Raw genomic sequence first — 25,421 nt, forward strand, 5'->3', positions numbered from 1 at the left:
GCTATCCGGCTTTTCGGGTAAATCAGACTAACCGTTCATCTATCGCCAGCGCGTTTTCCATTTTACGCGAGACCATCGCGTGACGCAGTAATACGCCGCCGCAGGCCATCATACCGCCAATCAACGCCGCCAGGATAATAATGATGGCTTTACCCGGGCCATCTTTTTTCACTGGCAGAGACGGCGACAATTGATATTTAAACGGGGTAAACTTCACGTCACTCACATTCATTGCCGCCAGTTGTTCAACATGGTATTGACGGTTACGCAAATCACCGTCGATCTCGGCCACGTCCGTTACCCCTTTTTCAATTTCCAGTTTGCGGGAAATACCATCCGCGCCGAGAGAAATAGAAAAATCCGGATCATCTTTTACCGCCTGACCATTGCTGTAAACCGGTCTCTTAATACCGGCGGCGTTGGCGATTTCCAGCGAATAATGAAGACGTTGAATATTGGCATCAAGCTGATTTTTGAGACGCACCCGATCCATCGCCAGCTTTTCCTGCTCATAGCGGGTTTTGATTTCCAGCTGGTTACGAATATTTTCCAGCGTCTCTTTCACGACGATATCGGAGATGTACTGAATATAGCCAGCCAGCACTTTTTGCGCTTCTTCCCGCGTCGGCGCGGTAAAACTCAGCGTCCACGACGTGAATAACGACGTTTCATTTTTCTTGCCGACATTACTGTCCACCGCTTTCATTTTTTCGCTCAGCAGGACAATCGCCCGGTGAAGATCCTGCTCGTCTATTTGCGCACCTTTTAATTGATCCATGACATACGGAGAAGAACGAAGATATTCTTCCAGCAGCGAGGGCGAGCTAAACTTTTTAATAAACAGATTAAATACGCTGCCCCGATCAACGCTTACCTCCATATCCAACACGCGCAGCGCGGTCAACGTTCTCTCCAGCCCCTGCCACTGTACCGACTCCGCCGGTGTGACAATCGCCTGGCTGGTCCATTTTTGCGGCAGCAGAAAGGACAGAAGCAACCCCACGCACGCAAAGGCGAAAACGGTAGCAAGAATACGACGTTTCGCCTGCCATAACACCTCTATAAGGCTAAACAAATCGATTTCATGACTGTTGGCGGGCGGCAGTGAGTAACCTGCAAATGACTGATTTTTTTCTTGTTTTACATTAAGAGATGGCATGCCGTATGACCTGAAAACTTTATCCAATGAAAGAACACATTCCTGTCAGAGATTCTAACAGCAAGTCAGAATTATCCGAAACAATCTTTACGCGCCAGTGCCCGAAAAGCTAAATATTCGGAATTAAACTTGCCTGTAGCATGTATCACTTATGTTAAAAGAATTAATAGTTGCAATAAAAAACCCATAATAATTAGTCATTATTATGGGTTTCAGGATTTAATTTGTTAAAGGCAGAAACAACGCCCGTTATTTATTAATAAGTTCGCTGATGATGGGCCCGATAGTTTCAAAAGCGGAGGGAGAAATAATATCTACATGCGCGCACGGCTGGCGATAAATAGCCAAAGACGCTATCCACGGCGACCAGCTCTGTTCAGGCGATACGCCTTCCGGCACCGTTTTATCCGCCACAAAGAGCGTGGCATGTCCATCAAACGGTACGCTATGCGCCGTCGTCAGCAAACGGACGGCATCCGCATAATTGCCTTCAATGGCGGTAAATAAGGCGTCGGAGGCATTTCCCTGCTGCGCGGCGACAAACGCTGCGCGTTCGCGTTCAATTTCCGCCAATACGTCCGGATTGAGGCCATTCGCCTCTTTTTCCCGCCAGTTTTGCGTTTCCGGCGGCCAGGTGTCCAGTAATCCCAAGAACGCCACGGTTTCGCCGTGCGCGCGCAACCGGGCGGCGATCCCTTGCGCCAGCGTCCCGCCCAGCGAATAGCCTAATAAATAATAAGGGCCATTCGGCTGCCGGGCGAGCAATGTCGCCAGATGATGTTCACATACCTCATCAAGGGTGGTTGCGGTTTGCATAGGGCCAGCGGGGCACGGCGACTGAATCCCCATAATCGACCACGACGGGCTGAGATAGCGTGATAATACGCTAAATTGCCAGGCGAACCCCGACGCCGGATGGAAACAAAATAACGTTGGACCATCGCTTTCACGCAGCGGCAACAGCGGCCCGAACCCCAGATTGCGCGAGCGTTCGTCATCGTCAGTATCGAGCAGCTTACTTAACTGCGCCACGTCAGACGCCACCATCACCTGCCCCGGCGTCACCTGGCGGTTAAACGTCTGGCTTAGCTGCGCGGCCAGTTTCATCGCCAGCAGCGAGTGTCCGCCCAGCGCAAAGAAATCACTTTCAACGTCGTTAATCTCACAGCCCAGCAGGCGGGAAAACGCCGCGGCGACAGCAATCTCCGTTGCGGACTGCGGCGCACGCCCTTTCACGCGCGGCGTCAGGTCCGGCAGCGGCAGGGCTTTACGATCCAGCTTGCCATTAGCGCTAAGCGGCAAGCTGGTAAGTTGCAACAGCACAACTGGCACCATATGCGCGGGAAGTTTTTGGCGTAATTTTTCCTGCAGCGCCGGTAAATCCAGCGGCAAACCGGAGTGCGACACCAGATAGCCGACCAGTTGCCGGGCATCCCCGCCCGTCGCCGCCGCCTGATTAAAGACGCAGGCATGTGCTACCGCCTGTTCAACATCCGGCAGCGTTTGCATGACGCGGTCAATCTCGCCCAGTTCAATACGTTGCCCCCGAATTTTGAGCTGATCGTCGCTGCGCCCCAGGTACTCCACCGCGCCGGAATCCAGCCAGCGCGCCACATCTCCGGTACGGTACATCCGTTCGCCTGGCGCAAAAGGATCGGCGATAAAACGGCTGGCGGTAAGATCCGGACGCCCCAGATAGCCCTGCGCCAGTTGGATACCGGTAAGATAGAGATCGCCAGCCACGCCCGGCGGCACCGGCTGCATATGCGCATCGAGAATACGTAAACCGGTATTCCAGACGGGATAACCAATCGGGATGCTGTTGCCGTCAACAGCCGCCAGCTCATCGCCACAGGCCGGATACCAGCTCACATCCACCGCGGCCTCCGTTGGCCCGTACAGATTGTGTAGCGGCGCGTTGGTTAACGTCTCCCATTCGCGGCACAGCGCCGTCGGCAGGGCCTCGCCGCTACAGAAAACGCGCTTTAAGGAAGCGCAGCTTTTCCCCGCCGACGCTGGCGTGAGCGAGGCAATAAAGGCCGCCAGCATCGACGGCACAAAATGGGTGGTCGTGACGCCGTATTGCGCAAAGAACCGCTGCATCGCGAGCGGATCGCGGTGCGCTTCCGGTTCAGCCATCACCAGTTTCGCCCCGGCGATAAACGGCCAGAAAAACTCCCATACTGAGACGTCAAAACTGCACGGTGTTTTTTGCGCTACTACATCATCCGCCGTCAACGGATAGTGATCCTGCATCCACAGCAGCCGGTTGACTATCGCCGTTTGTCCCACCATCACCCCTTTCGGCCTGCCCGTCGAACCAGAGGTGAAAATGATGTAAGCGGTATGATGCGGTAGCGACAGCCCCAGCGGAGTGGCGTCACTGACCGGTAGCGGTTGGCTATAACACAAATATTCCATCCCCGGAATATCGTGAAAGCGCGCCAGCTGCGCCTGAGTCGTAATTAACAGTTTCGGCTGCGCATCTTCCAACATCATTCGCAGCCGATCGTCAGGATAACCGGTATCCAGCGGCAGCCAGGCGGCGCCCGCCTCGACAATGCCATGCAGCGCTAAGGTCAGGAAAACCGACCGCGGCAACGCCACCGCCACGCTATCGCCAGGCTGAACGCCGCGTTCCCGCAGCGCGTACGCCAGCGCCACAACCTGTTCACGCATTTCACGGTAGGTAAAATGATAGTGCGCATCTGCCAACGCGGAAGCCTCTGGCGTTTTTTGCGCCTGCTGCGCCACCAAATCGCTAAGCGTGGCGGCGGGAATCGTTACCGCCGTATTATTAAGGTGTGTTAATTGCGTTTGTTCTTCCGCCAGCAGCATTTGCGCATCGCCGCAGCACAGCGCCGGGTTATCCGCAAACTGCGTGATAAGCGCCATCAATCGTAAGGCATGGCGGGAGAGCGTGGCATCATCGTAACGCTGTGCATTCGCCAGCAATTCAATATCCAGACCGCCGTTTTCATCCGGAAAAAGCGCCAGTTCAAGATCGTTAACCGGCCCCGTCGCCAGGGTATGGGTTTGCGCCTGTATGCCAGGAAGATCCAGATGATAATCAAATACTTTTATATTGAGCACCGGGCCAAATAGCGGCGTCTCCCCTGCGGCTCGCCCGCTATCGCGTACAATCTGTTCGGCGTCGTAACGCTGGTGGCGGCGCATCTTCTTTAACTGCGCCGCAAGACGCTTCGCCAGTGTTGGCAGATCTTCCGTCGCATGAAGGTTCACCGCCAGCGGCAACACGTTAAGGACAGGCCCGGTCGCCGTTAACGCCGCCGATCCCATCCGCCGCATAAAGATAAATCCAGCGGCATAATCCATTCGCCCGCATAATCGTCCCAGCCACAACGTCACCAGCGCCAGGGCAAGATCCGCTCGCGGTATCTCAGGCATGTGCGCCGCCAGTTGGCGAAACGCCCCCGCCGGCGCGCTCAATTTCATACGCAGAATACCCGCGCTCGCCGACCGCCCCGGCAGCGGCGCGGCAGAAATTGACGCCGGCGGCGGCAGCTCGCGGCGCTGCTGCGCCCAGAAGGCGCCGTCACGCTGCCAGGCCTCGCTCTGGCGATAGCGCTGATATTCCTCGACCACATCCGCAAAGGGGGTAAAAGGCGACTCCGGCGTAGGGGCGTCGCTCTGCCAGGCGCGATAAATCGCCGCAATCTGGCGGGTTATCGCCGGGAAGCTAAAGCCATCCACCAGCAAATGGTGATAGCGCTGATACCAATACCAGCGGGTATCATCAATGCGGATTAACTGGTGAAACGCCAGCGGCTTACCGCTATCTGCGCGCAGGTTTTGCCGTAAATCCGCCTGCATTAACGCCAGCGCCGCGTGATGCGGATCGGGCTGGTCGCGTAAATCGGCAATCGGGGGCTCGCCGAAGGTGTGCTCAGGATCTATCCATTGCCAGACCTCGCCGTTCTCTTCGGTAAAACGCATCCGTAGCGTATCCGCCTGTTGCATCCCTACCGCTACCGCTTTTGCCAGCAAGGGGGCATCCAGCTCGCCATTCAGTTCCACATAGTGCGCCACGCTCCAGGCGGAGGGTAAATCAGAGAGTTTTTCCGCCATCCAGATCCCCGGCTGGGCGGCGACTAACGGTAAACGCTGCGTCATTTCGCCTCCTGCTTATCGGCATAATGCGCCGGATTCAGTGTTGTCCAGCGCGTATTAAGCCACTGCTGGCACGCGTCCTGCGATTGCGGTTCGCATACCACGCCCCATCCTGCGGGAAGCGCGCACGCCGCTGGCCAAAGGCTGAATTGACGCTGCGCATTTTGCAGGATGTAAAACTGTCCCTGCGGATTATCGAAGGGATTACTGAATTCCATACTCAACTCCTGTCATGGACATGTGCCCGGTTAAAGCGTGTCGATAAGCGGCTGCCAAAGCAGCATCAGCCCTTGCGTTAGCCCGCCGCGCCAGCAAAGCGCATCGTGTCCGCCGTCAACCTGACGCCAGAAAATGGACTGCTGCGAGGTATTCAGTTGGGCATAAAGCGCCTGATTTGCCTGAAACACGATCGGCTCACGCACGCCGGCTTCCAGTACGATACGCAGTCCGCGCGCGCACAATGCGCCGGTTTTCAGCCGGGTAATGACTTCCCCCTCCGGCGGGGTGATGCGATGGGGCCACCAGAACGATCCTGACTGGCTTAGTACACAGCCAAAACGCGTCGGCCAGTTCAGGCCGGCATACAGCGCCGACAGGCCACCAAAGCTCTGTCCGGCGACCACCGTTCGTCCGGCATCATCGCTAAAAGGCGTCACGGCTCTGACTTGCGGCAACAGTTCCTGCTGCACCGCCAGCCAGAAGTCGGCATTGCAGGGCAACTCCTGGCTGCGGTGTTGAGTATCAATCGCGTCAATCAGCAGATAGACGGCACCGGGAAGCAGGCGTTGATGAGTCAGCGAGGCGAGCGCGGGCCAGACGGGCATATTTTCCGCCCAGAATTGACCGTCCAGCAGAATAGCCAACGGTCTTTCCTCCGTCGCCTCGTCTCCGGTCGTCAATATCCATACGCGGCGGGAGTTACTCAGACGTTCGCTATGCCACTGCATCATCAAAGGCGGTGAGTACGACGTTTCAGGACGATCCCATCCCGGCTGACGGGGCGCATCCGGCATTTCCAGCGCTGAAACCGCATGACCACGTCCTCCCCGCCAGCTTTGCGAATTAAGCGGGTCGGCAATCGCCTGCGGTAATAGCTGTCGCCAGCCTTCACGCAGCGCGTTCCGATCGGACGTTTCGCCCGGCGCAAAAGCGGCAAAAACGTCATCTCGCTCGGTAGGAATAAAACAGTAGCTGCCGCGCCAGTTAGCGCTAAGCGCCGTGCTCCAGCGCCAGACATCCGTTCCGGCAATACGCGCCATCGTCTGAGGCTGCGCGTTTTGATGATGATCGGTTACGCCAGTGATGTAGACCCAGACACGCCGTATCGGGGAGTGTGTTTCGTTTCCCTGCGGGTCGCGCCACCAAAAAGTGACCCGATAATTTCCGTCTTTTTCCCGTATCCATTCCGGCCCGGTTTTCGTCCTCCACCAGGCCTCACTTCCCGTTGCCAGCGCCTCTTTCATTATAACCCTGTGTTTATTATGAATTTTGTATATAAAAGGTGAAATATATTGATAATATTATTGATAACTATTTGCATTTGCAATAGCGTATTGTCGCGCTATGGGACGCGCGAACACAATTTCACCACCCGGCCAATGCCTTTGACGGGCGCTTTGGCTTATGTGGCTAAAGAAAAGCAGGATATACAATGAACAAGAAGATTCATTCCCTGACCTTACTGGTCAATTTAGGGATTTACGGGGCCGCTCTGCCCGTGATGGCAGAAGAAAAAACCGATAGCGCTGCGCTCACCAATGAAGACACCATCGTGGTGACCGCTGCCCAGCAAAACCTACAGGCGCCAGGCGTATCCACCATCACCGCCGATGAGATCCGCAAAAATCCGCCCGCGCGCGACGTGTCAGAAATCATCCGCACCATGCCGGGCGTAAACCTGACCGGCAACTCCACCAGCGGTCAGCGCGGGAATAACCGCCAAATCGATATTCGCGGCATGGGGCCGGAAAACACCCTTATCCTGATAGACGGTAAACCCGTTACCAGCCGTAACTCGGTACGCCTGGGCTGGCGCGGCGAACGCGATACCCGCGGCGATACCGCGTGGGTGCCGCCGGAGATGATCGAACGCATTGAAGTGCTGCGTGGCCCTGCCGCCGCACGTTACGGTAACGGCGCGGCGGGTGGCGTGGTCAATATCATTACCAAAAAAGGCGGTAGCGAGTGGCACGGTTCCTGGAATACCTATTTCAACGCGCCGGAACATAAAGACGAAGGCGCGACCAAACGCACTAACTTTAGCCTGAACGGCCCGTTGGGCGGGGATTTCAGCTTCCGTCTGTATGGCAACCTCGACAAAACGCAGGCGGATGCGCGTAATATTAACCAGGGGCATCAGTCTGAACGTACCGGGAGTTACGCCGACACGTTACCAGCCGGACGCGAGGGGGTCATTAACAAAGATATCAACGGCGTGGTTCGTTGGGATTTTGCTCCGCTTCAGTCTCTGGAGCTGGAGGCCGGTTACAGTCGCCAGGGCAACCTCTATGCCGGCGATACTCAGAACACCAATACGAACCAACTGGTGAAAGATAATTACGGAAAAGAGACGAACCGCCTCTATCGGCAGAACTACTCTCTGACCTGGAACGGCGGCTGGGATAATGGCGTAACCACCAGTAACTGGGTGCAATACGAACATACCCGTAACTCCCGGATGCCGGAAGGCCTGGCAGGCGGCACCGAAGGGATTTTCGATCCCAAAGCATCGCAAAAATATGCCGATGCCGATTTGAATGACGTCACCCTACACAGCGAAGTGAGCCTTCCTTTCGATCTGCTGGTCAATCAAAACCTGACGCTGGGTACCGAATGGGCCCAACAGCGTATGAAAGACCAGCTCTCCAACTCGCAAACCTTTATGGGGGGAAATATCCCGGGTTACAGCAGTACCAATCGTAGCCCCTATTCAAAAGCGGAAATTTTCTCTCTGTTTGCTGAAAACAACATGGAACTGACCGACAGCACCATGCTGACGCCGGGGCTACGTTTCGATCATCACAGTATTGTGGGGGATAACTGGAGCCCGTCGCTGAACCTGTCGCAAGGTCTGGGGGATGACTTTACCCTGAAAATGGGGATCGCCCGCGCTTATAAAGCCCCGAGTCTGTACCAGACTAACCCAAACTATATTTTGTACAGTAAAGGTCAGGGTTGCTACGCGACTGGCGCGGGAACCGGCATCGGCTGCTATATGATGGGTAACGATGATCTGAAAGCCGAAACCAGTATCAATAAAGAGATCGGTCTGGAATTTAAACGCGATGGCTGGCTGGCCGGCGTCACCTGGTTCCGCAATGATTACCGCAATAAGATTGAAGCGGGTACAGTGCCGTTGCAGCGTATCAATAACGGCAAAACGGATGTCTATCAGTGGGAGAACGTGCCGAAAGCGGTCGTTGAAGGTCTGGAAGGCACGTTAAACGTACCGGTTAGCGACACCGTCAACTGGACGAATAACGTTACGTATATGCTGCAGAGTAAAAACAAAGAGACCGGCGAACGCCTGTCGATTATTCCACAGTACACGCTTAACTCAACCCTGAGCTGGCAGGTACGTCAGGACGTTTCTCTGCAATCGACCTTCACCTGGTACGGCAAACAAGAGCCGAAGAAATATGATTATCAGGGCAACCCCGTTACCGGAACAGATAAGCAAGCGGTCAGCCCATACAGTATTGTTGGCCTGAGCGCTACCTGGGACGTGACCAAAAATGTCAGCCTGACCGGTGGCGTGGATAACCTCTTTGACAAACGTCTGTGGCGTGAAGGTAACGCGCAAACCGTCAGGGATACTCAAACTGGCGCTTATATGGCGGGTGCTGGCGCGTACACCTATAACGAACCGGGACGTACGTGGTATATGAGCATTAATACCCATTTCTGATGGCAACCGTCCCTCCCTCATTCGGGGAGGGAATTAGCAAAAAACGATGCGGACATCTCATTTTCCCCTTCCCTTTGCCGGACACTGGCTGCATATCGTCGACTTTGATGCGAGCAGCTTTCACGAACACGACCTGCTATGGCTGCCTCATCACGATCGGCTCCGGTCTGCCGGACGCAAGCGTAAAGCTGAACATCTGGCAGGCCGCATCGCCGCCGTTCATGCGCTACGCGAGGTGGACGTCAGGGCGGTACCCGGTATTGGCGACAAGCGACAGCCGCTATGGCCGGACGGCCTATTTGGCAGCATCAGCCACTGTGCGTCAACGGCGCTGGCCGTCATATCCCAACAGCGTATCGGCATTGATATAGAAAAAATCATGAGTCAACACACGGCGACAGAGCTGGCGCCGTCCATTATTGATAGCGATGAGCGCCAAATTCTCCAGGCGAGCTCGCTCCCTTTTCCGCTTGCCCTGACGCTGGCTTTCTCCGCCAAAGAGAGCGTTTATAAAGCCTTTTCAGACCGCGTCACGCTCCCGGGATTCGATAGCGCAAAAGTTACCTCGCTTACCGCCACGCACATCTCGTTACATCTGCTGCCAGCCTTTGCCGCCATGATGGCTGAACGTACCGTCCGTACAGAATGGTTTCAACGTAGCAATAGCGTTATTACTCTTGTTTCTGCAATAACGCGCTTTCCCCACGACAGGAGCGCTCCCGCTTCTATACTTAGCGCAATCCCCCGATAAATGAGATCGCTATGGCGCTGAATGATTTTCACGTTTCTGAACCTTATACGCTTGGTATTGAGCTGGAGATGCAGGTGATCAATCCACCTGGCTACGATTTAAGTCAGGACTCTTCTACGCTGATCGACGCCGTTAAGCCCCAACTTACTGCGGGAGAAATTAAGCACGATATCACCGAAAGTATGCTGGAGATGGCCACGGGCGTCTGCCGCGATATTGACCAGGCGGCGGCCCAACTTTCTGCCATGCAGCACGTTATTTTACAGGCGGCGTCGGAACACCATCTCGGCATTTGCGGCGGCGGTACGCACCCTTTTCAAAAATGGCAGCGTCAGGAGGTCTGTGATAATGAGCGCTATCAACGCACGCTGGAAAATTTCGGCTACTTAATTCAACAGGCGACGGTTTTCGGCCAGCATGTCCACGTCGGCTGCGCGAACGGCGACGATGCGATTTATCTTTTACACGGGCTGTCGCATTTTGTGCCGCACTTTATTGCGCTCTCCGCCGCGTCCCCCTATATGCAAGGAGCTGACACCCGTTTTGCCTGCGCGCGCCTGAATATTTTTTCCGCTTTTCCCGATAACGGGCCCATGCCGTGGGTCAGTAACTGGCAAGAGTTTACCGGACTATTTCGTCGCCTGTCTTACACCACGATGATCGACAGCATCAAAGATTTGCACTGGGATATCCGCCCCAGCCCGGCCTTTGGCACGGTAGAAGTTCGGGTGATGGATACGCCGCTCACCCTTGATCATGCCATCAATATGGCAGGGTTGATTCAGGCGACCGCGCACTGGCTGCTGACCGAGCGTCCCTTTAAACCGCAGGAACAAGACTATCTGTTATATAAATTCAACCGTTTTCAGGCTTGCCGCTATGGTCTGGAGAGCGTGCTAATCGATGTCTATACCGGCGACCGCCGTCGCCTGGCAGATGATACGCTGCGTCTGCTGGATAACGTTACCCTCTCAGCGCGCAAGCTGGGCGCCGACAGCGCCATTGACGCGCTACGTCTGCAGGTGAAAAAAGGCGGTAACGAAGCGCAATATATGCGGGAGTTTATTGCCGACGGCGGATCGCTGATAGGCCTGGTACAAAAACATTGTGAAATCTGGGCGGGACAATAGACAGCATATTTGCCTTACCAGGCGATATCCCGGACAATGGCGTTTTAACTTACGTTTAACAAAGCCATGAAACACCCGCTTGAATCATTGATGACCGCTGCCGGTATTTTGCTGATGGCGTTGCTCTCCAGCCTGCTGCTGCCCGCCCCTTCGCTCGGCCTTGCGCTGGCGCAAAAACTGGTCGGGATCTTTCATCTTATGGATCTCAACCAGCTTTATACTTTGTTGTTTTGTTTATGGTTTCTGTTGCTCGGCGCGCTGGAATATTATGTCATTCGCTTTATCTGGCGGCGCTGGTTTTCGCTGGCCGATTAAACATTTCAATGCGTACGGCCATGCTTTTCTTTACGATAAGCGCCTGGCGGCAGGTTGAACGTGCGGGTAAAAATGCGCGTAAAGGTTTGCTGCGAATCAAAACCATACTTGAGACAAATATCATACACCTTCTGGTCGGTGTCGCGCAGGTCGCGCGCCGCCAGTTTTAGCTTCCGTTCACGCACGTAGCGCCCCAGACTCTCCCCTTTGTACTGCATAAAAAGGCGCTGCAGGTGCCACTTGGAATACCCCGCATGACGGGCAATATCATCAATACGTAACGGCTGATTCAAATTATCATCAATCCACTCGACAATCGTGTCGATAACCTGAGCGGAAATGGTCATCGTGCTCTCCCCTCTATCAAACTCGTCAGCGGCTCCCGCACCGCACATTTACGGCAACAGCAATAAGCATAGTAATAACCACACAAATTGTGAGACGGCTTATCGCATGGCCTGCAATATGCTTTTCTACCACTTCATGCGGCAGCCCTTGATTATGAGTGAGTAAGCACTCATTATAGAAAGCAAAGATACGCCGTCAAGGTACTTTTCAAAGGTTGACATTCACCGTTGCGACGCGACAACGGGCATGATTCAATCATGTTTTTCCAGACATAAGGGTAACGTGTAGTGGCTCGTCCGAAGAGTGAAGACAAAAAACAAGCATTACTGGAAGCGGCAACCCAGGCGATAGCGCAATCCGGTATCGCCGCCTCAACGGCGGTGATTGCGCGTAACGCAGGTGTTGCAGAAGGAACATTGTTTCGCTATTTCGCGACCAAAGATGAGCTGATTAATACGTTGTATTTGCATTTAAAGCAGGATCTCTGCCAGTCAATGATAATGGAGCTGGATCGATCCATTACCGATGCCAAAATGATGACCCGTTTTATCTGGAACAGTTACATCAGTTGGGGTCTGAACCATCCCGCGCGCCATCGGGCGATCCGTCAACTGGCCGTCAGCGAAAAGCTCACCAAAGAGACGGAACAACGGGCCGACGATATGTTCCCCGAATTGCGCGATTTATGTCATCGTTTCGTTTTGATGGTGTTTATGTCGGATGAGTACCGCGCCTTCGGCGACGGCCTTTTTCTGGCGCTGGCTGAAACAACAATGGATTTCGCCGCGCGCGATCCCGCTCGCGCTGGCGAATATATTGCGCTGGGATTCGAAGCCATGTGGCGCGCGCTGACTCGCGAGGAGCAATAATGGACGGTCAAACACTGCACGCCTGTGCAAAACGCTTTGCGCTGGAACTGCCTTTTACCGAACACTGCTGGCCTTTCGGCCCACAGTACGATGTGTTTAAAGTCGGCGGCAAAATATTCATGCTTTTCACTGAACATCACTGTCGCCCAGTGATGAACCTGAAGTCGGATCCCCAAAAATCCCTGGTAAATCAACAAATATACCCCAGCATTACGCCTGGCTATCACATGAATAAGAAACACTGGATTTCAGTCTATGCGGGCGAGGATATCACCGTCTCGCTACTCAACGATTTGATAAATGACTCATGGAATCTGGTCGTAGACGGGCTGCCTAAAAGAGAGCAACTGCGCCTGCGGCCGCGCTGATGCAATAACCGTTTCCGCATTTTCCTCCCTTATCTTTTTACCGATAACCCGGTACCCTGCTGATACAAAAGGGTACTAAACCAACCAGGAGCATTTATGGATATCGTTTCTGTCGCCTTACAGCGCTACTCCACTAAGGCGTTCGATCCCAGCAAAAAACTGACCGCCGAAGAAGCGGATAAAATAAAAACACTACTACAGTACAGCCCCTCCAGCACCAATTCCCAGCCGTGGCACTTTATTGTCGCCAGTACGGAAGAAGGCAAAGCGCGCGTAGCAAAATCCGCTGCCGGAAACTACACGTTCAACGAACGCAAAATGCTGGACGCCTCCCATGTGGTGGTCTTCTGCGCCAAAACCGCAATGGATGACGCATGGCTTGAGCGCGTCGTCGATCAGGAAGATGCTGATGGCCGTTTCGCTACGCCGGAAGCTAAAGCGGCAAATGATAAAGGTCGCCGCTTTTTCGCCGATATGCACCGCGTCTCGCTGAAAGATGACCACCAGTGGATGGCGAAGCAGGTTTATCTGAACGTCGGCAACTTTCTGCTGGGCGTCGCCGCGATGGGTCTCGACGCCGTCCCCATTGAAGGTTTCGACGCCGAGGTGCTCGACGCTGAATTTGGTCTGAAAGAAAAAGGCTATACCAGTCTGGTCGTGGTGCCGGTCGGCCATCATAGCGTCGAGGATTTCAACGCCGGGCTGCCGAAATCACGTCTGCCGCTTGAAACCACACTGACGGAAGTCTAATCCCCTGCCTAAGCCGGACGCCCGTCCGGCTTTTTTCACCTTTCTGCCAGGTTCCCCAATGATCAATGGCGCGAAGTGCCAGGTTTTACATCGCTAGTGTTAACTTTCTCTTTCAAGTCATTGAAAATAAATAACATTTAAAACTGACACGCCGTTTGCCATATCTGGATACCCCCTATCTGGATGAAGGAGAAAACGGCGTGACACCGGTTTGCGCCTACGATGGCGATATTGTCACCACGGGGTTGGCCCTCCCTGGCGTGTCATCAAAATCGGGCGCTAAACCCAACGTTATAACGGGTTTGATTGCCATCGCTTAACCCTGCCGTTTGCGACAGCCCGGCGAAAGCGGACACCGTTGCCGACAGCGGAAAATCTGCGCCAATCGCGATATCAACCCAGTTTTTATCCTGCGCTTTTCCGTCGCGGCTAAACGTCAGCGCGGTCGATTTAAGGCCGCCGTTCGCCACATACGTATCATCGCCAAACTGACGGCGATAATTAATCTGCGCCCAGGAGTGAATGATGCTGTGGCGGAGATCCAGACGCCAACCCGCGCTACCCACCTGCGAATGGGCGTTTTGGTCGCCAAAACGCATTGATGTACTGGTATTGAGCTTCTCGCTATAACCATTAACGTGGCTGTAATCCCATGCATATTGCAGCATCGGTCCGGTCGTTAACCACGGCATCATGACAAAATCATAACCACTGGTTAACCTCGCGCCCCACAGCCGACCGTTGGTTTCGCCCTCTTCCACCCGTCTTAGCGCACCGAGCGTTATACTGCGTTGAATGTTACTGAATTTAGCGGACAGGTAGTGTAAATCGCTATCCAGCCACGCCTGACCGGCGCGTAAATGGCTGAATACGGCGGCCTGAAAACCGCGGGCGTCATAACGATAATTATCGTCAGGATGTTGCTTATCCAGAGAACCGGCTATCAGCCCTCCCAGCAGTACCTGCTCGTTAAGCTGATAATCGACGCCAACCGTCAGATTATTATGATTACCGTTCCCGTCGGCCTCATTATTATCATAACGTTGATATCCCCCGCTGTATCCGCCGAACATGCCCAGCGAACCAACAGGATTTTCCCCCTGGCGAAGCTGCTGATAACGGCTGTCAAGCGTGGTACGACTGCCTTGCGCCATCGACTGAACGCTTTGGTTCAGGTATGTCGCCTGTACCGGCGCGGCAATGATCGACTGGATATATTGCGCAATAATGGTATGGACCTGCGGACCGGGATGTAAATGATCGGCAAACAGATAGTCCTGCGACGCATTAAATCCAGGCATTGCCGAGGAGCACGCCGAAGCGGATACGCCCGGCGGGCAGGCCATGCCTACGGTATTTGTCAGACCAAACGCCTGTGGGTTGGCAAGAATTTCCTTAAAGAGGCCGTTGATATCGGCACGGGCTATATTGCCGCCGTGTTGCTCCAGCCCCTTCTCTTCCATCTGATTATAATAATCGGTCAGAGCTGACGCCTGCCCTGCCGCCTTTTCATAGCCCGCCAGCAGTTGTTCAACGAGCAGTTGCTGAATAAATGGATTGCTGCTTACCGTTGCAGCCGCCGCCAGCAGCGCCTTGCGGATCGCCTGTTGCCGACTGGCGAAATCGGGCGTAGCTCCCTCCGCCAGCGCATCTAACGCCGCTTTTAGCGCCGGGGGCGCCGCTGCGCCCAGCCCAGCGGTGATTACCGCCTCCAGAAGCATTGGCGTCGCACTAATATTCGGTACGTTTGGCACCACGACCAGCCCGGCGCCGGCATCCAGTAACAGCCCTACCTGCGCCGCCGCGCTAGTGGCGCTATTACCGGCTATTTGCTGTGCCATGGTTGGTTGCGCGATGGCCGCCGCCAGATCGTTTCCGCCGACCCAGTGAATATACAAACCGTTGTGGTCGGCTTTTCCCCCCGTTTTGGCAAGCCACTGCCGTACCTGATCCGCGGTATTATCCTGCGGGTTTAATTCCGGGGTCGCCGTCGCGCCGCCGGCGGCATAATTAGAGCCGCCATTGCTGGAAGGGCTTAATTCCAGCCCATATCGTTCAGCCAACTGTTCGTCGTAGAGCTTATTTTGACCACTATCCCAGGTCCAGCGACCGTTATTTCCGGTATCGCTAAGGCTATCGCCAATCACCGTAAGAGAGTCAAACGCACAGGCAGATAATGGTGCGGCCAGCGCCAGCGAGAGTATGCCGTATTTTAGCAGGGTACGCTTTTGGGTCATCCGATGTTCCTTAATGTTATTGTTGATAGGTACGACGGTGCTAATCATTATCCGACAGAGATATTGCAATCGTTTTAAACATTCTGGTTAAAATGTTTTCATCCATTGTTGACGGACTGGCGCCTGTTCAAAAAGAGGGAACCGCGTAAAATAACGACGTTTATAGGGCGCTGGATAAAATATAGCGTATGGATAACCCCAGAGGCGCTTTTACCCATCTGTTGCTGATTATGCCTGAAGCGCAGGAGTCCTGATTTGCATAAATGTCATTCAGCAGTCATCATAGGCTGCTGTTTATAAAGGAGAGATTATGCAGGAATTGATATCCCAGGTAGAAGATTTAGCGGGAATTGAAATGAATCACACCACGTCGCTGGTGGTGATATTTGGTATTATTTTTCTGACAGCAGTTGTCGTGCATATTATTTTGCACTGGATAGTACTGCGCGCTTTCGAAAAACGTGCCAGCGCCAGTTCCCGCCTGTGGCTGCAAATTATTACCCAAAATAAATTATTCCATCGTCTGGCTTTTACGCTGCAAGGCATCATTGTCAATATTCAGGCCGCGCTCTGGCTACAAAAAGGCAGTGAGGCTGCGGATATCCTGACGACCTGCGCGCAGTTATGGATTATGACCTACGCCCTGCTGTCGTTATTTTCTCTACTGGACGTGATTTTCAATCTATCGCAAAAATGGCCTGCCGCCTCTCAGTTGCCGCTAAAAGGAATATTTCAGGGCATTAAGCTCATCGGCGCAATTATCGTCGGCATTCTGATGATCTCACTGCTGATTGGCCAGTCACCAGCAATTTTAATCAGCGGGCTGGGCGCGATGGCCGCGGTATTAATGCTGGTCTTTAAAGACCCGATTCTTGGCCTGGTTGCCGGTATCCAGCTTTCCGCCAACGATATGCTCAAACTGGGCGACTGGCTGGAAATGCCGAAATATGGCGCAGATGGCGCGGTCATTGATATTGGCTTAACCACGGTAAAAGTACGCAACTGGGATAATACCATCACCACCATTCCCACCTGGTCGCTGGTTTCCGACTCATTCAAAAACTGGAGCGGCATGTCTGCGTCCGGCGGACGCCGGATTAAACGCAGCATTAATATTGACGCGACCAGTATCCATTTTCTGGATGATGATGAAAAACAGCGGCTGTTAACCGCGCAACTGTTAAAGCCGTACCTTACCAGCCGTCATCAGGAAATCGATGAATGGAATAAACAGCTGGATGCGCCGGAATCAGCCTTAAATCACCGCCGAATGACCAATATCGGGACATTTCGCGCCTATCTGAACGAATATTTACGCCACCATCCGCGCATCCGTAAAGATATGACGCTGATGGTACGCCAACTGGCGCCTGACGATCATGGTTTGCCGATAGAGATCTACGCCTTTACCAATACCGTCGTGTGGCTGGAATATGAGAGCATCCAGGCCGATATTTTCGACCATATTTTTGCCGTGGTGGAAGAGTTTGGCTTGCGTATTCATCAGACGCCGACCGGCAGCGATATTCGCGCGCTGTCAGGGACATTGCGCCATTAATGGATTGCCCGATCGCATGAGCATGGGATCGGGCAAAAAAGTTAATGAGCCTTACGGCGCAAAACGGTAAACGCGATAAACAGGAATACAATCCATACCGGCAGCAAAATCGCCGACAATCGCATATCGTCCATCGTACACATTAACACCAGAATCAGCGCCAGAAACGCAATGCACAAATAGTTTCCGGCGGGATAGAACAGCGCCTTAAATTGCGTCTCGCGCCCTTTACGACGCATCGCCGCGCGAAAACGTAAATGCGCGAGACAGATCATTATCCAGTTTAGCAATAGCGTCGCGACAACCAGCGCCATCAACAGGCTAAACGCTTTTTGCGGCAACAGATAGTTGATCAGCACCACCAGCGAGGTAATCGCTCCGGAAAGCATCAGCGAGTTCACCGGCACGCCGCGATGGCTGACGCGGGTTAAAAATTTCGGCGCATTGCCTTGTACGGACAGGCCGAACAGCATTCGGCTGTTCGAATAAACGCCGCTGTTATACACCGAAAGCGACGCGACCAGAATAACGAAATTCAGCGCCGAAGCCACCACATTACTGTCCAGGTTATGGAAGATCATCACAAAAGGGCTGCTATTGGATTTCACCTCTACCCACGGATAGAGCGCCAGCAACACCACCAGCGAACCGATGTAGAACAGCAAAATACGGTATACCACCTGATTCACCGCTTTCGGGATGCTTTTTTGCGGATCGCGCGCTTCCGCCGCAGTAATGCCGATCAGCTCCAGTCCGCCAAAAGAAAACATAATCACCGCCAGCGACAGAAGCAAACCATGCCAACCGGTAGCGAAGAAACCGTTATAACGCCAGAGGTTATCAATGCTGGCATGTTCGCCGCCGTGGCCGGAGAACAGCAACCACAGACCAAAACCTATCATGCCGATAATCGCCAGCACTTTAATCAGCGCGAACCAGAATTCCGTTTCGCCATACAGACGAACGTTCACCAGATTCACGGCATTAATGATAATAAAAAACACCGCCGCCCATACCCATGTTGGTACGTCAGGCAGCCAGTACTGCATATAGATGCCCGCCGCGGTCAGCTCCGCCATCCCGACCAGCACAAACATGACCCAATAGTTCCAGCCCGACAAAAAGCCCGCAAACGGCCCCCAATATTTCCAGGCGAAGTGGGCAAACGATCCGGAAACCGGCTCTTCCACGACCATTTCACCCAACTGGCGCATAATGAGAAAAGCGATAATCCCGGCAACGCCATAGCCCAACAAAACAGCCGGCCCCGCCATTTGAATCGCCGGGCCGATGCCCAGAAACAGTCCGGTGCCAATGGCGCCGCCCAGCGCAATTAGCTGAATATGGCGGTTTTGCAACCCCCGTTGAAGCGTCGGTTCATTCTTCGACGCGGCATCCGACACGCTGGCGCCGGATGCAGTTGACGCGTTTTTCACGTCCTACCCCTGTATCGTTTTTATTGAGGGGCACCTTTTAACATTTCGCTCTCGCTGCCGCAAGGCGCAATCGTTTGTCAAGGCTCAACTCCGGACGTTAACGTTATCGTGTAAAAAAAGATGTCGCGGGCAGTAAAAAGAAAAGAGTGCGCGCCGATATAGAACGTTACGGGTGACAGACGCCGAGTATAAAATATGTGAATAACTCTGGACGAAAAGTACGACACCCTACAGAATACATTTAGTATTTTTTCAGTATTTTCAAAAAGGTGAATCAGACCTGGTATCTGTTATCCGTTTTTGAGCCACGCCAGGCATCAACGTCATGAATAAGATCATCAAACGTTTAGAGATCATCAAAAGCGCCATCGAACTTGAGGACGAAGAGATTATCCGTCAGCAGCTCATCTACCTGAAAAATGAGCCGCAGGATGCCGTAATCAGCGCGATTGCCCAGGCGATTGAAGCTCGTCGATTCAGTGACGCCATGCAAGAGATCGCCGCCTGGCTACAGGCTCAACGGGCGCTCTCGACGTGGCAAGATCCCTCTATTGCCGCCAGTAAACTGGAGCTGAAAGCGCTTGAAGCCCAACTTCGCGATCTGATTGACAAACGAAATGCGCGGGTACAAATCCTCGACGATTTCAACGACCTCTATCATCTGCGTCTCGGGCCGTTGATGAGCCGTATTCTGGAGTTGCGTAAACAGCTTGCAGTGAGTATGCAGCGTAAGCAAGAAGCCGAAATAAAACGCCGGGAAAAGGATTATCAATCCTGCCTGCAATTTATTTCCCAGGCCGTGGATCAACTGGCAACGCTAAAACAGCAGTGGACAGGATTGAATGCCGCCTCGCGCGAAGCGGTGGGCATCCGTCAGCGAATCCAGCAGCAGACGGAGTTAATCACCGCGTTGTTGGCGGAAATTCGCGAGCTGGAAGCGGATTTTTCCCATCAGGACGACAGCGCATTCCGCCAGGCGCAGGAAAATGCGGAACAGGACTATCACCAGTACCGGGAGCAGCAGCAGGAAGCGCAATTCCGCTACGCCCGCGATCAACGTTTGTCGGCAGACGAACGCAGTGAATTAAAACGTTTGTGGCGTCAGGCCAGCCGCCTGTGTCACCCGGATGTGGTCGCCGATGAATTAAAAGAAAAAGCGCACCAGATGATGGTACAACTTAATCAGGCGCGGCAGAATGCCGATCTGGCGGCAATTCGCGCGTTATTGACGCAGCTGCAAAGCGGTCTGGAACCGATGATGGCAAGCGACAGGCTCAATAACCTGGAACATCTGCGCCATAAAATACGCCAGCTCCGCACGCAAATCGACGCGCTGTTGAAAGAGATAACGCAACTGGAAACGGAAAATGCCTGGCGGCTCGCCTCTTCCGTTGCGGATAAGGAAGCCTATTTCTCCGAGCAGGAACGGGCGCTAACCGAAATTCGCAATACGCTGGAGGCGCAGGTTCAACAGGTGGAACAGGAACTTCTGTCAGGGTAGTCCATCATTCATCAACACATTGTCGGATGGCGCAAGCGCCACCCGACGAATCGCGGCATAAAGAGGGTAAGAGGGTCGCTACTGTCGCTGTAAAAGTAACGAACGGGCGGAGTCCGCCATGATCATCACCGCACCTGCCAGCATTAACGTATCTTTTAATACCAGCCGCCCGGCGCCCGATAAATACGGAAAACCATAATGCGCATCGCCCAGCGGCATAACCCAGGCCTCCGGCGTGGTGATCAAAAACGACAGCGTGACAAATGGCGTCAGGAATGCCAGCACGCCGCCCGCCAGCCCTAACCAGCGGCTGACAGGGTTAGCCAGTACCAGCGCCGCGATAATCAATTCCACCACGCCCAGACCATCCGAAAACGCATACGTATTATTGGCCGTTTGCCAGGCGCGTTCCTCCGGTTTTAGTTCGCCCTCATGAGTCAGATGCTGACGATATTCTTCAGGATGTTCATAGAAAAAAGACATAAACGGGCTGTTCGCCACAAACGGGGTAATACTGTCTGCCTCATAGGGTACAAATTTTAGTAGTCCAATCCAGATAAAAACGATGGCGATACTCAGGCGAATTAATGTTAATCCTAGCCGATCCCCCTGACTTAACAGACGAAGATATTTATCCATCTCAGGCTCTCCTTATTTATATAATATCGCAGTGGCGTAACCCGTATTATCAATACGCATGGACGTAATTTTCCATGACGACGCCTGTTTACTTTGCGCCAGTCTGGCAATAGCGTCTTCAAGCATTGACGGCGTTGCTGACACCGCAGAAACGCTGATATATTCAACGCCGGTTAGCGGCTGGGCGGAGGCGGAAAACGCCAGCGGCGCAGCCAATAATGAAGCAATAAGTGTGGTAACTTTTAACATCGAGATTTCCAGTCGTGGGTTATTTCAATGGTGTTATAATACGTTACGCCTGACTAAAGCCTTTTCTTTCAGACGCCAGCATATTTGTCCTGGCGTATTTTTATAGCCTGACAGGCCAAAAAAAGCCCTGATTAACAGGGCTACGTTATTTATGTTTTACTTAATGAGAGAGAAGAGATCGTTTAAAGACTCACTCATTGTAGGATGGGTAAATATCTGGTCGCGTAACACCGTATAAGGTAAATCTGCATCCATAACGTTTTTAACGATATTAATCATTTCATGAGAATCGACGCATAACAATGACACCCCTACAATACGCTGCGTATTCACGTCCACTACCGCTTTTAGTACGCCACGAGTATCGTTCATAACACGGGCGCGAGGGATCGCCGCCACCGGTAATGTCACCACCTGCACCGTTGCGCCGCTTGCCCGCGCTTGTTCTTCCGTCAGCCCAACACGAGAGAGCGGCGGCGTCATAAAGACGGAATACGGGACGTTCTGGCGATCGCGGGTACTGCGTTTGCCATCTCCCAATAAACTGTCGCGTACAATACGAAAATCATCCAGTGAAATATAGGTAAACTGCAACCCACCGGTAACGTCGCCCATCGCCCAGATATTGTCCGCCGTGGTACGCAGGTAATCATCCACGATAATCCCGCCGCGTTCGTTCACCGCCACGCCGGCGTTCTGCAACTGTAAGCCAGCCGTCGCCGGTTTTCGCCCCGACGCCACCAGCAGGGCATCCACAAGATGCGCGCCTTCCGGCGTTTCTACTTGTACCGCGCCCTCCTTTGAGGATACGGCCTGTACATTGGCGTTTAAAATCAGCTCGACGCCCTTTTCCTGTAAAATACGGGTAATTGCCTGCGCGATATCCCGATCTTCACGAGGCAGGAATTGCGGCGCTGCTTCAAAGATAGTGACCTTCGTACCAAAGTTGGCGAACATTGAGGCAAATTCAAGGCCAATATAACCGCCGCCTAAAATCCCCAGCCTCGCCGGACGCTGGCTCAGGCTGAGTAGCCCGGTGCTATCGAACACCCCTGCCGTCGTTGTTAAGCCCGTAATAGCCGGGATCACCGACTCTGCGCCAGTATTAATGAAGATCTTTTCTCCCCGTAACACCCGCTCGCCGTCCGCCTGAAATACCCGTAAGGTATGGTTATCAATAAACTCCGCCCTTCCCTCAATCACATCGACATTGTCCAGGTCGGCAAGATTATGAAAATTTTTGTCGCGTAAAAAATTTACGACCGCCGCTTTACGTTGCATGGCGACAGAAAAATCGCCCTCACGTTCCGCATCATGCACCAGCGTTTTCGTCGGAATACAGCCAATGTTGATGCAGGTTCCGCCGAACATACTGGCGGACTGTTCGATAATCGCCACGCGCCATCCCGTCTTCGCCAGAGTTGCCGCCAACGTTTTTCCTGCCTTGCCAAAACCAATAATGAGCGTCTGATACTGTGTCATCTTCTTTCTCCGCCAAATCACCATCTGTTTGTCAGGACAAGTATAAATAACGTCAAAAAAGACAGGGTTATCCGCAACGCGCCATTTTTTGTCTTATCGTCTAAATTGGCGGTTAGCAAAAACAAGGGTAGAAATGACATTGAGTCCGAAATATAGTGAACAGATACAGAAATGGTTATCTCTAGTTTTGAAAATAAATCTGTTCTGGAGTCTATATGGATGCGCTTAGTCGGCTATTGACGCTTAACGCCCCTCAGGGCTCAATCGACAAGAATTGCCCGTTAGGCGGCGACTGGCAGTTGCCGCACGCCGCTGGCGAGCTATCGGTGATTCGCTGGCATACCGTTACGCAGGGCGAAGCGCAACTGGAAATGCCTACCGGCGACGCCATGACGCTTACGCCGGGAAAGGTGGTGATTCTGCCGCAAAACTCCGCCCACCGTTTGCGTCAGTCTGGCGAAGCACCGACACATATCGTGTGCGGTAGTCTACGTCTGCACACGACGTCACGTTATTTCCTTACCGCGTTGCCGGAAGTGTTATGTCTTGCCTCGCCGCCGCATAGCTCCGCCAGTATCTGGCTTAACGCCGCCATTTTGCTGTTACAGCAGGAGTCAGAACGCCATTTACCCGGCGCTGATGTCTTATACAGTCAGCAGTGCGCCACGCTGTTTACCCTCGCCGTTCGCGACTGGCTATCGCAGGCTGGCACGGCGAAAAGCGTGCTCAATTTATTGCTGCATCCCCGGCTGGGCCGCGTGATCCTTCACATGCTGGAAACACCGGCGCCTCCCTGGACGGTCGAAACGCTGGCGCAACGGGTACACATGTCGCGGGCGAGCTTCGCCCAGCTATTTCGCGACGTGTCCGCTACGACGCCCTTAGCCGTGTTAACAACGCTGCGCCTGCAAATCGCCGCCCAGACCCTGTCGCGTGAAGCGCTGCCGGTGATGGTGATTGCCGAGTCGGTAGGTTATGCGAGCGAATCTTCTTTTCACAAAGCGTTTGTCCGTGAATTCGGTTGTACACCAAGCGAGTACCGCAAACGGGTCAGCGCGCTCGGACGATAAACGTAGGCTGAACCCGCCTACAGTTTGACGCCGCAGGCGGGCGACACACGTTAGCCGCAAGGCGACGATGCCTGCGCAGCCGCATCAGCTTGTAGGCTGCCGGAATGATGAACAGCGACAGCAGCGGCGCGGTAATCATGCCGCCAATCATCGGCGTGGCAATACGGCTCATCACCTCAGAACCCGCGCCTTTTCGATCGTTTTTATCGCGTTGCTCCCTCCCGCCAGCGTAAAGGGGAAGGCCGCGGTATAGGCCTGGCAATTGTAAAATCCATCGTCATTGCGCATCAGGGAAAAGTTTCTGTCACCTCCGATACGCGCTACTCGTTTTATTTTGACATTACCCAAACACCTCCGTTGAACTGTAGCGATAGTGAAAGGCGCTATCACTAGCCAGCAAAATAATCTGATATAATCGTCATTATCCCGTCACGCGCCAAACCCAACAACTGTTTTATTATTTCTCTTATTAACCCACACCGGAGAAATAAGATAAATAAGTTTACATCCCTTTTAGCTGTCGTTTTTTTATTTCAGCTGGCGTACACACCGCAGAGAAAATGGAATCCCGCCAATTATCCGCTACAGCACATGAGATGATGAATAACGGTGACGCCTTCGCGCATCAGCAAATGGCTCAGACACAGAAACCCAGCGCCCCGACTACTGTGGAAAATGCGACACCCTTTTCTGAAATGGACGACTATGAAAAAGCAATGGTCATCCATCAATCGATGAATAATGCCCATTCTTTCTCCCACGAGATCCAGGCTGAGGAGCACCATAAACAGATTAAACGCAATTAGTTATTTGCATATTAGCGTCACGTACTGCGGATGGCACAACGTCGCCCCCGCAGAAGCTTACGGATTAACATAATTTTGAGAGGTTAAATGGCGCGCCCTGCAGGATTCGAACCTGCGACCCACGGCTTAGATGTTCCTGGAACTACCTGAGCTAACAACAAGTTATCCCATTACCACGGCGCTCACTCGCCCCATCTTCGAAAAACATGCAAAGCTTTGTGTGTCCCGTTTTTGTCCCAAACCACTTAGCAATCAGCAATAAAAATTGATCGGTAACAACGATCAATTAACGCGTAAACAATAACTTTAAACTATCAAAGATTACATTATTGATCGTTTATATCGATCAAGGCAATTTGTAGTGCTACACTCCAGACCTTTCCGAATCCGCTGATTTTCATAATGTTGAAGTTATTCGCTAAGTACACATCGATCGGTGTTCTTAACACGCTTATTCATTGGGGCGTATTTGCTTTTTGTGTGTATGGGATGCATACGCATCAGGCGCTGGCGAACTTTTCCGGTTTTGTTATCGCCGTATCGTTCAGCTTCTATGCCAATGCGCGCTTCACCTTTAACGCCAGCACCACCACGCTTCGCTACATGATGTACGTGGGATTTATGGGAACACTGAGCGCCGTTGTTGGCTGGATGGCTGACAAATGTTCCCTGCCGCCACTCCTTACTCTTGTCACCTTTTCAGCTATCAGCCTGA

The 25,421-nt window shown here is 53.2% G+C and carries 22 protein-coding genes and 2 pseudogenes; 13 read left to right on the top strand and 11 right to left on the bottom strand.

The window, feature by feature from the left end:
• Positions 1-22: 22 nt before the first annotated feature.
• The 4 genes from wzz(fepE) to fes all read right to left on the bottom strand — a co-directional run bounded on the left by wzz(fepE) (position 23) and on the right by fes (position 6,753).
• Positions 23-1,159, bottom strand: coding sequence for an LPS O-antigen length regulator Wzz(fepE) (gene wzz(fepE) / locus J4685_RS10905; protein WP_001139584.1), 1,137 nt, complete (start codon positions 1,157-1,159; stop codon positions 23-25).
• Positions 1,160-1,408: 249 nt separating this feature from the next.
• On the bottom strand, positions 1,409-5,293 hold the full coding sequence (entF, locus tag J4685_RS10910) for an enterobactin non-ribosomal peptide synthetase EntF (RefSeq protein WP_000194148.1): 3,885 nt from the start codon (positions 5,291-5,293) through the stop codon (positions 1,409-1,411).
• Entirely contained in the window at positions 5,290-5,508 is a 219-nt protein-coding gene (locus tag J4685_RS10915; protein ID WP_000396011.1) for an MbtH family protein, read from the bottom strand. The genes entF and J4685_RS10915 overlap by 4 nt, the downstream gene beginning before the upstream one ends.
• Before the next feature lie 30 nt (positions 5,509-5,538).
• On the bottom strand, positions 5,539-6,753 hold the full coding sequence (fes, locus tag J4685_RS10920) for an enterochelin esterase (RefSeq protein ID WP_000656602.1): 1,215 nt from the start codon (positions 6,751-6,753) through the stop codon (positions 5,539-5,541).
• Between the two features lie 188 nt (positions 6,754-6,941).
• On the opposite strand from fes, the gene J4685_RS10925 reads away from it, so the two are divergent.
• The 4 genes from J4685_RS10925 (at position 6,942) to J4685_RS10940 (ending at position 11,393) form a co-directional block, all read left to right on the top strand.
• Positions 6,942-9,197 carry a TonB-dependent siderophore receptor gene (locus J4685_RS10925; RefSeq protein WP_001034968.1) on the top strand — a complete coding sequence of 752 codons (2,256 nt, stop codon included), beginning with the start codon at positions 6,942-6,944 and terminating at the stop codon, positions 9,195-9,197.
• Between the two features lie 46 nt (positions 9,198-9,243).
• Complete coding sequence (gene entD / locus J4685_RS10930; protein WP_001260573.1) at positions 9,244-9,948, top strand: enterobactin synthase subunit EntD; 705 nt, start codon at positions 9,244-9,246, stop codon at positions 9,946-9,948.
• 11 nt (positions 9,949-9,959) lie between these two features.
• Positions 9,960-11,078, top strand: coding sequence for a YbdK family carboxylate-amine ligase (locus tag J4685_RS10935; protein WP_001196906.1), 1,119 nt, complete (start codon positions 9,960-9,962; stop codon positions 11,076-11,078).
• A 66-nt stretch (positions 11,079-11,144) separates the two neighbouring features.
• A complete protein-coding gene (locus J4685_RS10940) occupies positions 11,145-11,393 on the top strand; it encodes a DUF1158 family protein (RefSeq protein ID WP_000682497.1) in 249 nt (82 codons plus the stop codon).
• A gap of 5 nt (positions 11,394-11,398) precedes the next feature.
• Here J4685_RS10940 and J4685_RS10945 read toward each other — a convergent pair whose 3' ends face one another.
• Positions 11,399-11,740, bottom strand: coding sequence for a RamA family antibiotic efflux transcriptional regulator (locus J4685_RS10945; RefSeq protein WP_000155633.1), 342 nt, complete (start codon positions 11,738-11,740; stop codon positions 11,399-11,401).
• A 288-nt stretch (positions 11,741-12,028) separates the two neighbouring features.
• Between J4685_RS10945 and J4685_RS10950 the strand changes: the two genes are divergently transcribed.
• The 3 genes from J4685_RS10950 to nfsB all read left to right on the top strand — a co-directional run bounded on the left by J4685_RS10950 (position 12,029) and on the right by nfsB (position 13,728).
• A complete protein-coding gene (locus tag J4685_RS10950; RefSeq protein ID WP_000113608.1) occupies positions 12,029-12,610 on the top strand; it encodes a TetR/AcrR family transcriptional regulator in 582 nt (193 codons plus the stop codon).
• Positions 12,610-12,978, top strand: coding sequence for an MmcQ/YjbR family DNA-binding protein (locus J4685_RS10955; RefSeq protein ID WP_000348986.1), 369 nt, complete (start codon positions 12,610-12,612; stop codon positions 12,976-12,978). The genes J4685_RS10950 and J4685_RS10955 overlap by 1 nt, the downstream gene beginning before the upstream one ends.
• Before the next feature lie 96 nt (positions 12,979-13,074).
• Positions 13,075-13,728 (top strand): oxygen-insensitive NAD(P)H nitroreductase, encoded by a 654-nt coding sequence (gene nfsB / locus J4685_RS10960; protein WP_000355879.1) that lies wholly within the window; start codon positions 13,075-13,077, stop codon positions 13,726-13,728.
• 266 nt (positions 13,729-13,994) lie between these two features.
• On the opposite strand, the gene J4685_RS10965 is transcribed toward nfsB, so the two are convergent.
• The gene (locus J4685_RS10965; RefSeq protein ID WP_000192439.1) at positions 13,995-15,965 is read right to left on the bottom strand and encodes an autotransporter domain-containing esterase; all 1,971 of its coding nucleotides are present in this window, start codon (positions 15,963-15,965) and stop codon (positions 13,995-13,997) included.
• Between the two features lie 310 nt (positions 15,966-16,275).
• Here J4685_RS10965 and J4685_RS10970 point away from each other — a divergent pair, with 310 nt between their 5' ends.
• Positions 16,276-17,523, top strand: a complete 1,248-nt coding sequence (locus J4685_RS10970) for a mechanosensitive ion channel family protein (RefSeq protein WP_001156971.1) — start codon at positions 16,276-16,278, stop codon at positions 17,521-17,523.
• A 41-nt stretch (positions 17,524-17,564) separates the two neighbouring features.
• On the opposite strand, the gene pheP is transcribed toward J4685_RS10970, so the two are convergent.
• Positions 17,565-18,959 (bottom strand): phenylalanine transporter, encoded by a 1,395-nt coding sequence (gene pheP / locus J4685_RS10975; RefSeq protein WP_000786293.1) that lies wholly within the window; start codon positions 18,957-18,959, stop codon positions 17,565-17,567.
• Between the two features lie 325 nt (positions 18,960-19,284).
• Between pheP and J4685_RS10980 the strand changes: the two genes are divergently transcribed.
• Complete coding sequence (locus tag J4685_RS10980) at positions 19,285-20,460, top strand: DnaJ family molecular chaperone (protein WP_001033457.1); 1,176 nt, start codon at positions 19,285-19,287, stop codon at positions 20,458-20,460.
• 78 nt (positions 20,461-20,538) lie between these two features.
• Here J4685_RS10980 and rclC read toward each other — a convergent pair whose 3' ends face one another.
• The 3 genes from rclC to rclA all read right to left on the bottom strand — a co-directional run bounded on the left by rclC (position 20,539) and on the right by rclA (position 22,830).
• Complete coding sequence (gene rclC, locus J4685_RS10985) at positions 20,539-21,099, bottom strand: reactive chlorine resistance membrane protein RclC (protein WP_000362177.1); 561 nt, start codon at positions 21,097-21,099, stop codon at positions 20,539-20,541.
• Positions 21,100-21,111: 12 nt separating this feature from the next.
• Entirely contained in the window at positions 21,112-21,348 is a 237-nt protein-coding gene (gene rclB, locus J4685_RS10990) for a reactive chlorine resistance periplasmic protein RclB (RefSeq protein ID WP_000922172.1), read from the bottom strand.
• A gap of 156 nt (positions 21,349-21,504) precedes the next feature.
• A complete protein-coding gene (gene rclA / locus J4685_RS10995; RefSeq protein ID WP_000195957.1) occupies positions 21,505-22,830 on the bottom strand; it encodes a reactive chlorine resistance oxidoreductase RclA in 1,326 nt (441 codons plus the stop codon).
• A 215-nt stretch (positions 22,831-23,045) separates the two neighbouring features.
• On the opposite strand from rclA, the gene rclR reads away from it, so the two are divergent.
• On the top strand, positions 23,046-23,900 hold the full coding sequence (gene rclR, locus J4685_RS11000; protein ID WP_000339630.1) for a reactive chlorine-specific transcriptional regulator RclR: 855 nt from the start codon (positions 23,046-23,048) through the stop codon (positions 23,898-23,900).
• On the opposite strand, the pseudogene J4685_RS11005 reads toward rclR, so the two are convergent.
• Positions 23,881-24,090: pseudogene (locus J4685_RS11005) on the bottom strand (hypothetical protein); the annotation flags it as partial. The gene rclR and the pseudogene J4685_RS11005 sit on opposite strands and share 20 nt — an antisense overlap.
• On the opposite strand from J4685_RS11005, the pseudogene J4685_RS11010 reads away from it, so the two are divergent.
• The 3 genes and pseudogenes from J4685_RS11010 to J4685_RS11020 all read left to right on the top strand — a co-directional run.
• A pseudogene (locus J4685_RS11010) lies at positions 24,084-24,261 on the top strand (ATP-binding protein); the annotation flags it as partial. The pseudogenes J4685_RS11005 and J4685_RS11010 sit on opposite strands and share 7 nt — an antisense overlap.
• Before the next feature lie 199 nt (positions 24,262-24,460).
• Complete coding sequence (locus tag J4685_RS11015; protein ID WP_000445906.1) at positions 24,461-24,706, top strand: copper-binding protein; 246 nt, start codon at positions 24,461-24,463, stop codon at positions 24,704-24,706.
• 402 nt (positions 24,707-25,108) lie between these two features.
• The coding region (locus J4685_RS11020; protein ID WP_000915521.1) for a GtrA family protein at positions 25,109-25,421 on the top strand (313 nt) is incomplete at its 3' end.

Source organism: Salmonella sp. 32100201201700099SM (assembly GCF_017572645.1).
GTDB lineage: Bacteria > Pseudomonadota > Gammaproteobacteria > Enterobacterales > Enterobacteriaceae > Salmonella > Salmonella enterica.

What these genes read in the sequence shown, in the direction of transcription:
- entF (WP_000194148.1), bottom strand. Translation starts at nt 5,293, where the DNA reads ATGACGCAGCGTTTACCGTTAGTCGCCGCCCAGCCGGGGATCTGGATG.
- J4685_RS10915 (WP_000396011.1), bottom strand. Translation starts at nt 5,508, where the DNA reads ATGGAATTCAGTAATCCCTTCGATAATCCGCAGGGACAGTTTTACATC.
- fes (WP_000656602.1), bottom strand. Translation starts at nt 6,753, where the DNA reads ATGAAAGAGGCGCTGGCAACGGGAAGTGAGGCCTGGTGGAGGACGAAA.
- J4685_RS10925 (WP_001034968.1), top strand. Translation starts at nt 6,942, where the DNA reads ATGAACAAGAAGATTCATTCCCTGACCTTACTGGTCAATTTAGGGATT.
- entD (WP_001260573.1), top strand. Translation starts at nt 9,244, where the DNA reads ATGCGGACATCTCATTTTCCCCTTCCCTTTGCCGGACACTGGCTGCAT.
- J4685_RS10935 (WP_001196906.1), top strand. Translation starts at nt 9,960, where the DNA reads ATGGCGCTGAATGATTTTCACGTTTCTGAACCTTATACGCTTGGTATT.
- J4685_RS10940 (WP_000682497.1), top strand. Translation starts at nt 11,145, where the DNA reads ATGAAACACCCGCTTGAATCATTGATGACCGCTGCCGGTATTTTGCTG.
- J4685_RS10945 (WP_000155633.1), bottom strand. Translation starts at nt 11,740, where the DNA reads ATGACCATTTCCGCTCAGGTTATCGACACGATTGTCGAGTGGATTGAT.
- J4685_RS10955 (WP_000348986.1), top strand. Translation starts at nt 12,610, where the DNA reads ATGGACGGTCAAACACTGCACGCCTGTGCAAAACGCTTTGCGCTGGAA.
- nfsB (WP_000355879.1), top strand. Translation starts at nt 13,075, where the DNA reads ATGGATATCGTTTCTGTCGCCTTACAGCGCTACTCCACTAAGGCGTTC.
- J4685_RS10965 (WP_000192439.1), bottom strand. Translation starts at nt 15,965, where the DNA reads ATGACCCAAAAGCGTACCCTGCTAAAATACGGCATACTCTCGCTGGCG.
- J4685_RS10970 (WP_001156971.1), top strand. Translation starts at nt 16,276, where the DNA reads ATGCAGGAATTGATATCCCAGGTAGAAGATTTAGCGGGAATTGAAATG.
- J4685_RS10980 (WP_001033457.1), top strand. Translation starts at nt 19,285, where the DNA reads ATGAATAAGATCATCAAACGTTTAGAGATCATCAAAAGCGCCATCGAA.
- rclC (WP_000362177.1), bottom strand. Translation starts at nt 21,099, where the DNA reads ATGGATAAATATCTTCGTCTGTTAAGTCAGGGGGATCGGCTAGGATTA.
- rclB (WP_000922172.1), bottom strand. Translation starts at nt 21,348, where the DNA reads ATGTTAAAAGTTACCACACTTATTGCTTCATTATTGGCTGCGCCGCTG.
- rclA (WP_000195957.1), bottom strand. Translation starts at nt 22,830, where the DNA reads ATGACACAGTATCAGACGCTCATTATTGGTTTTGGCAAGGCAGGAAAA.
- rclR (WP_000339630.1), top strand. Translation starts at nt 23,046, where the DNA reads ATGGATGCGCTTAGTCGGCTATTGACGCTTAACGCCCCTCAGGGCTCA.
- J4685_RS11015 (WP_000445906.1), top strand. Translation starts at nt 24,461, where the DNA reads ATGGAATCCCGCCAATTATCCGCTACAGCACATGAGATGATGAATAAC.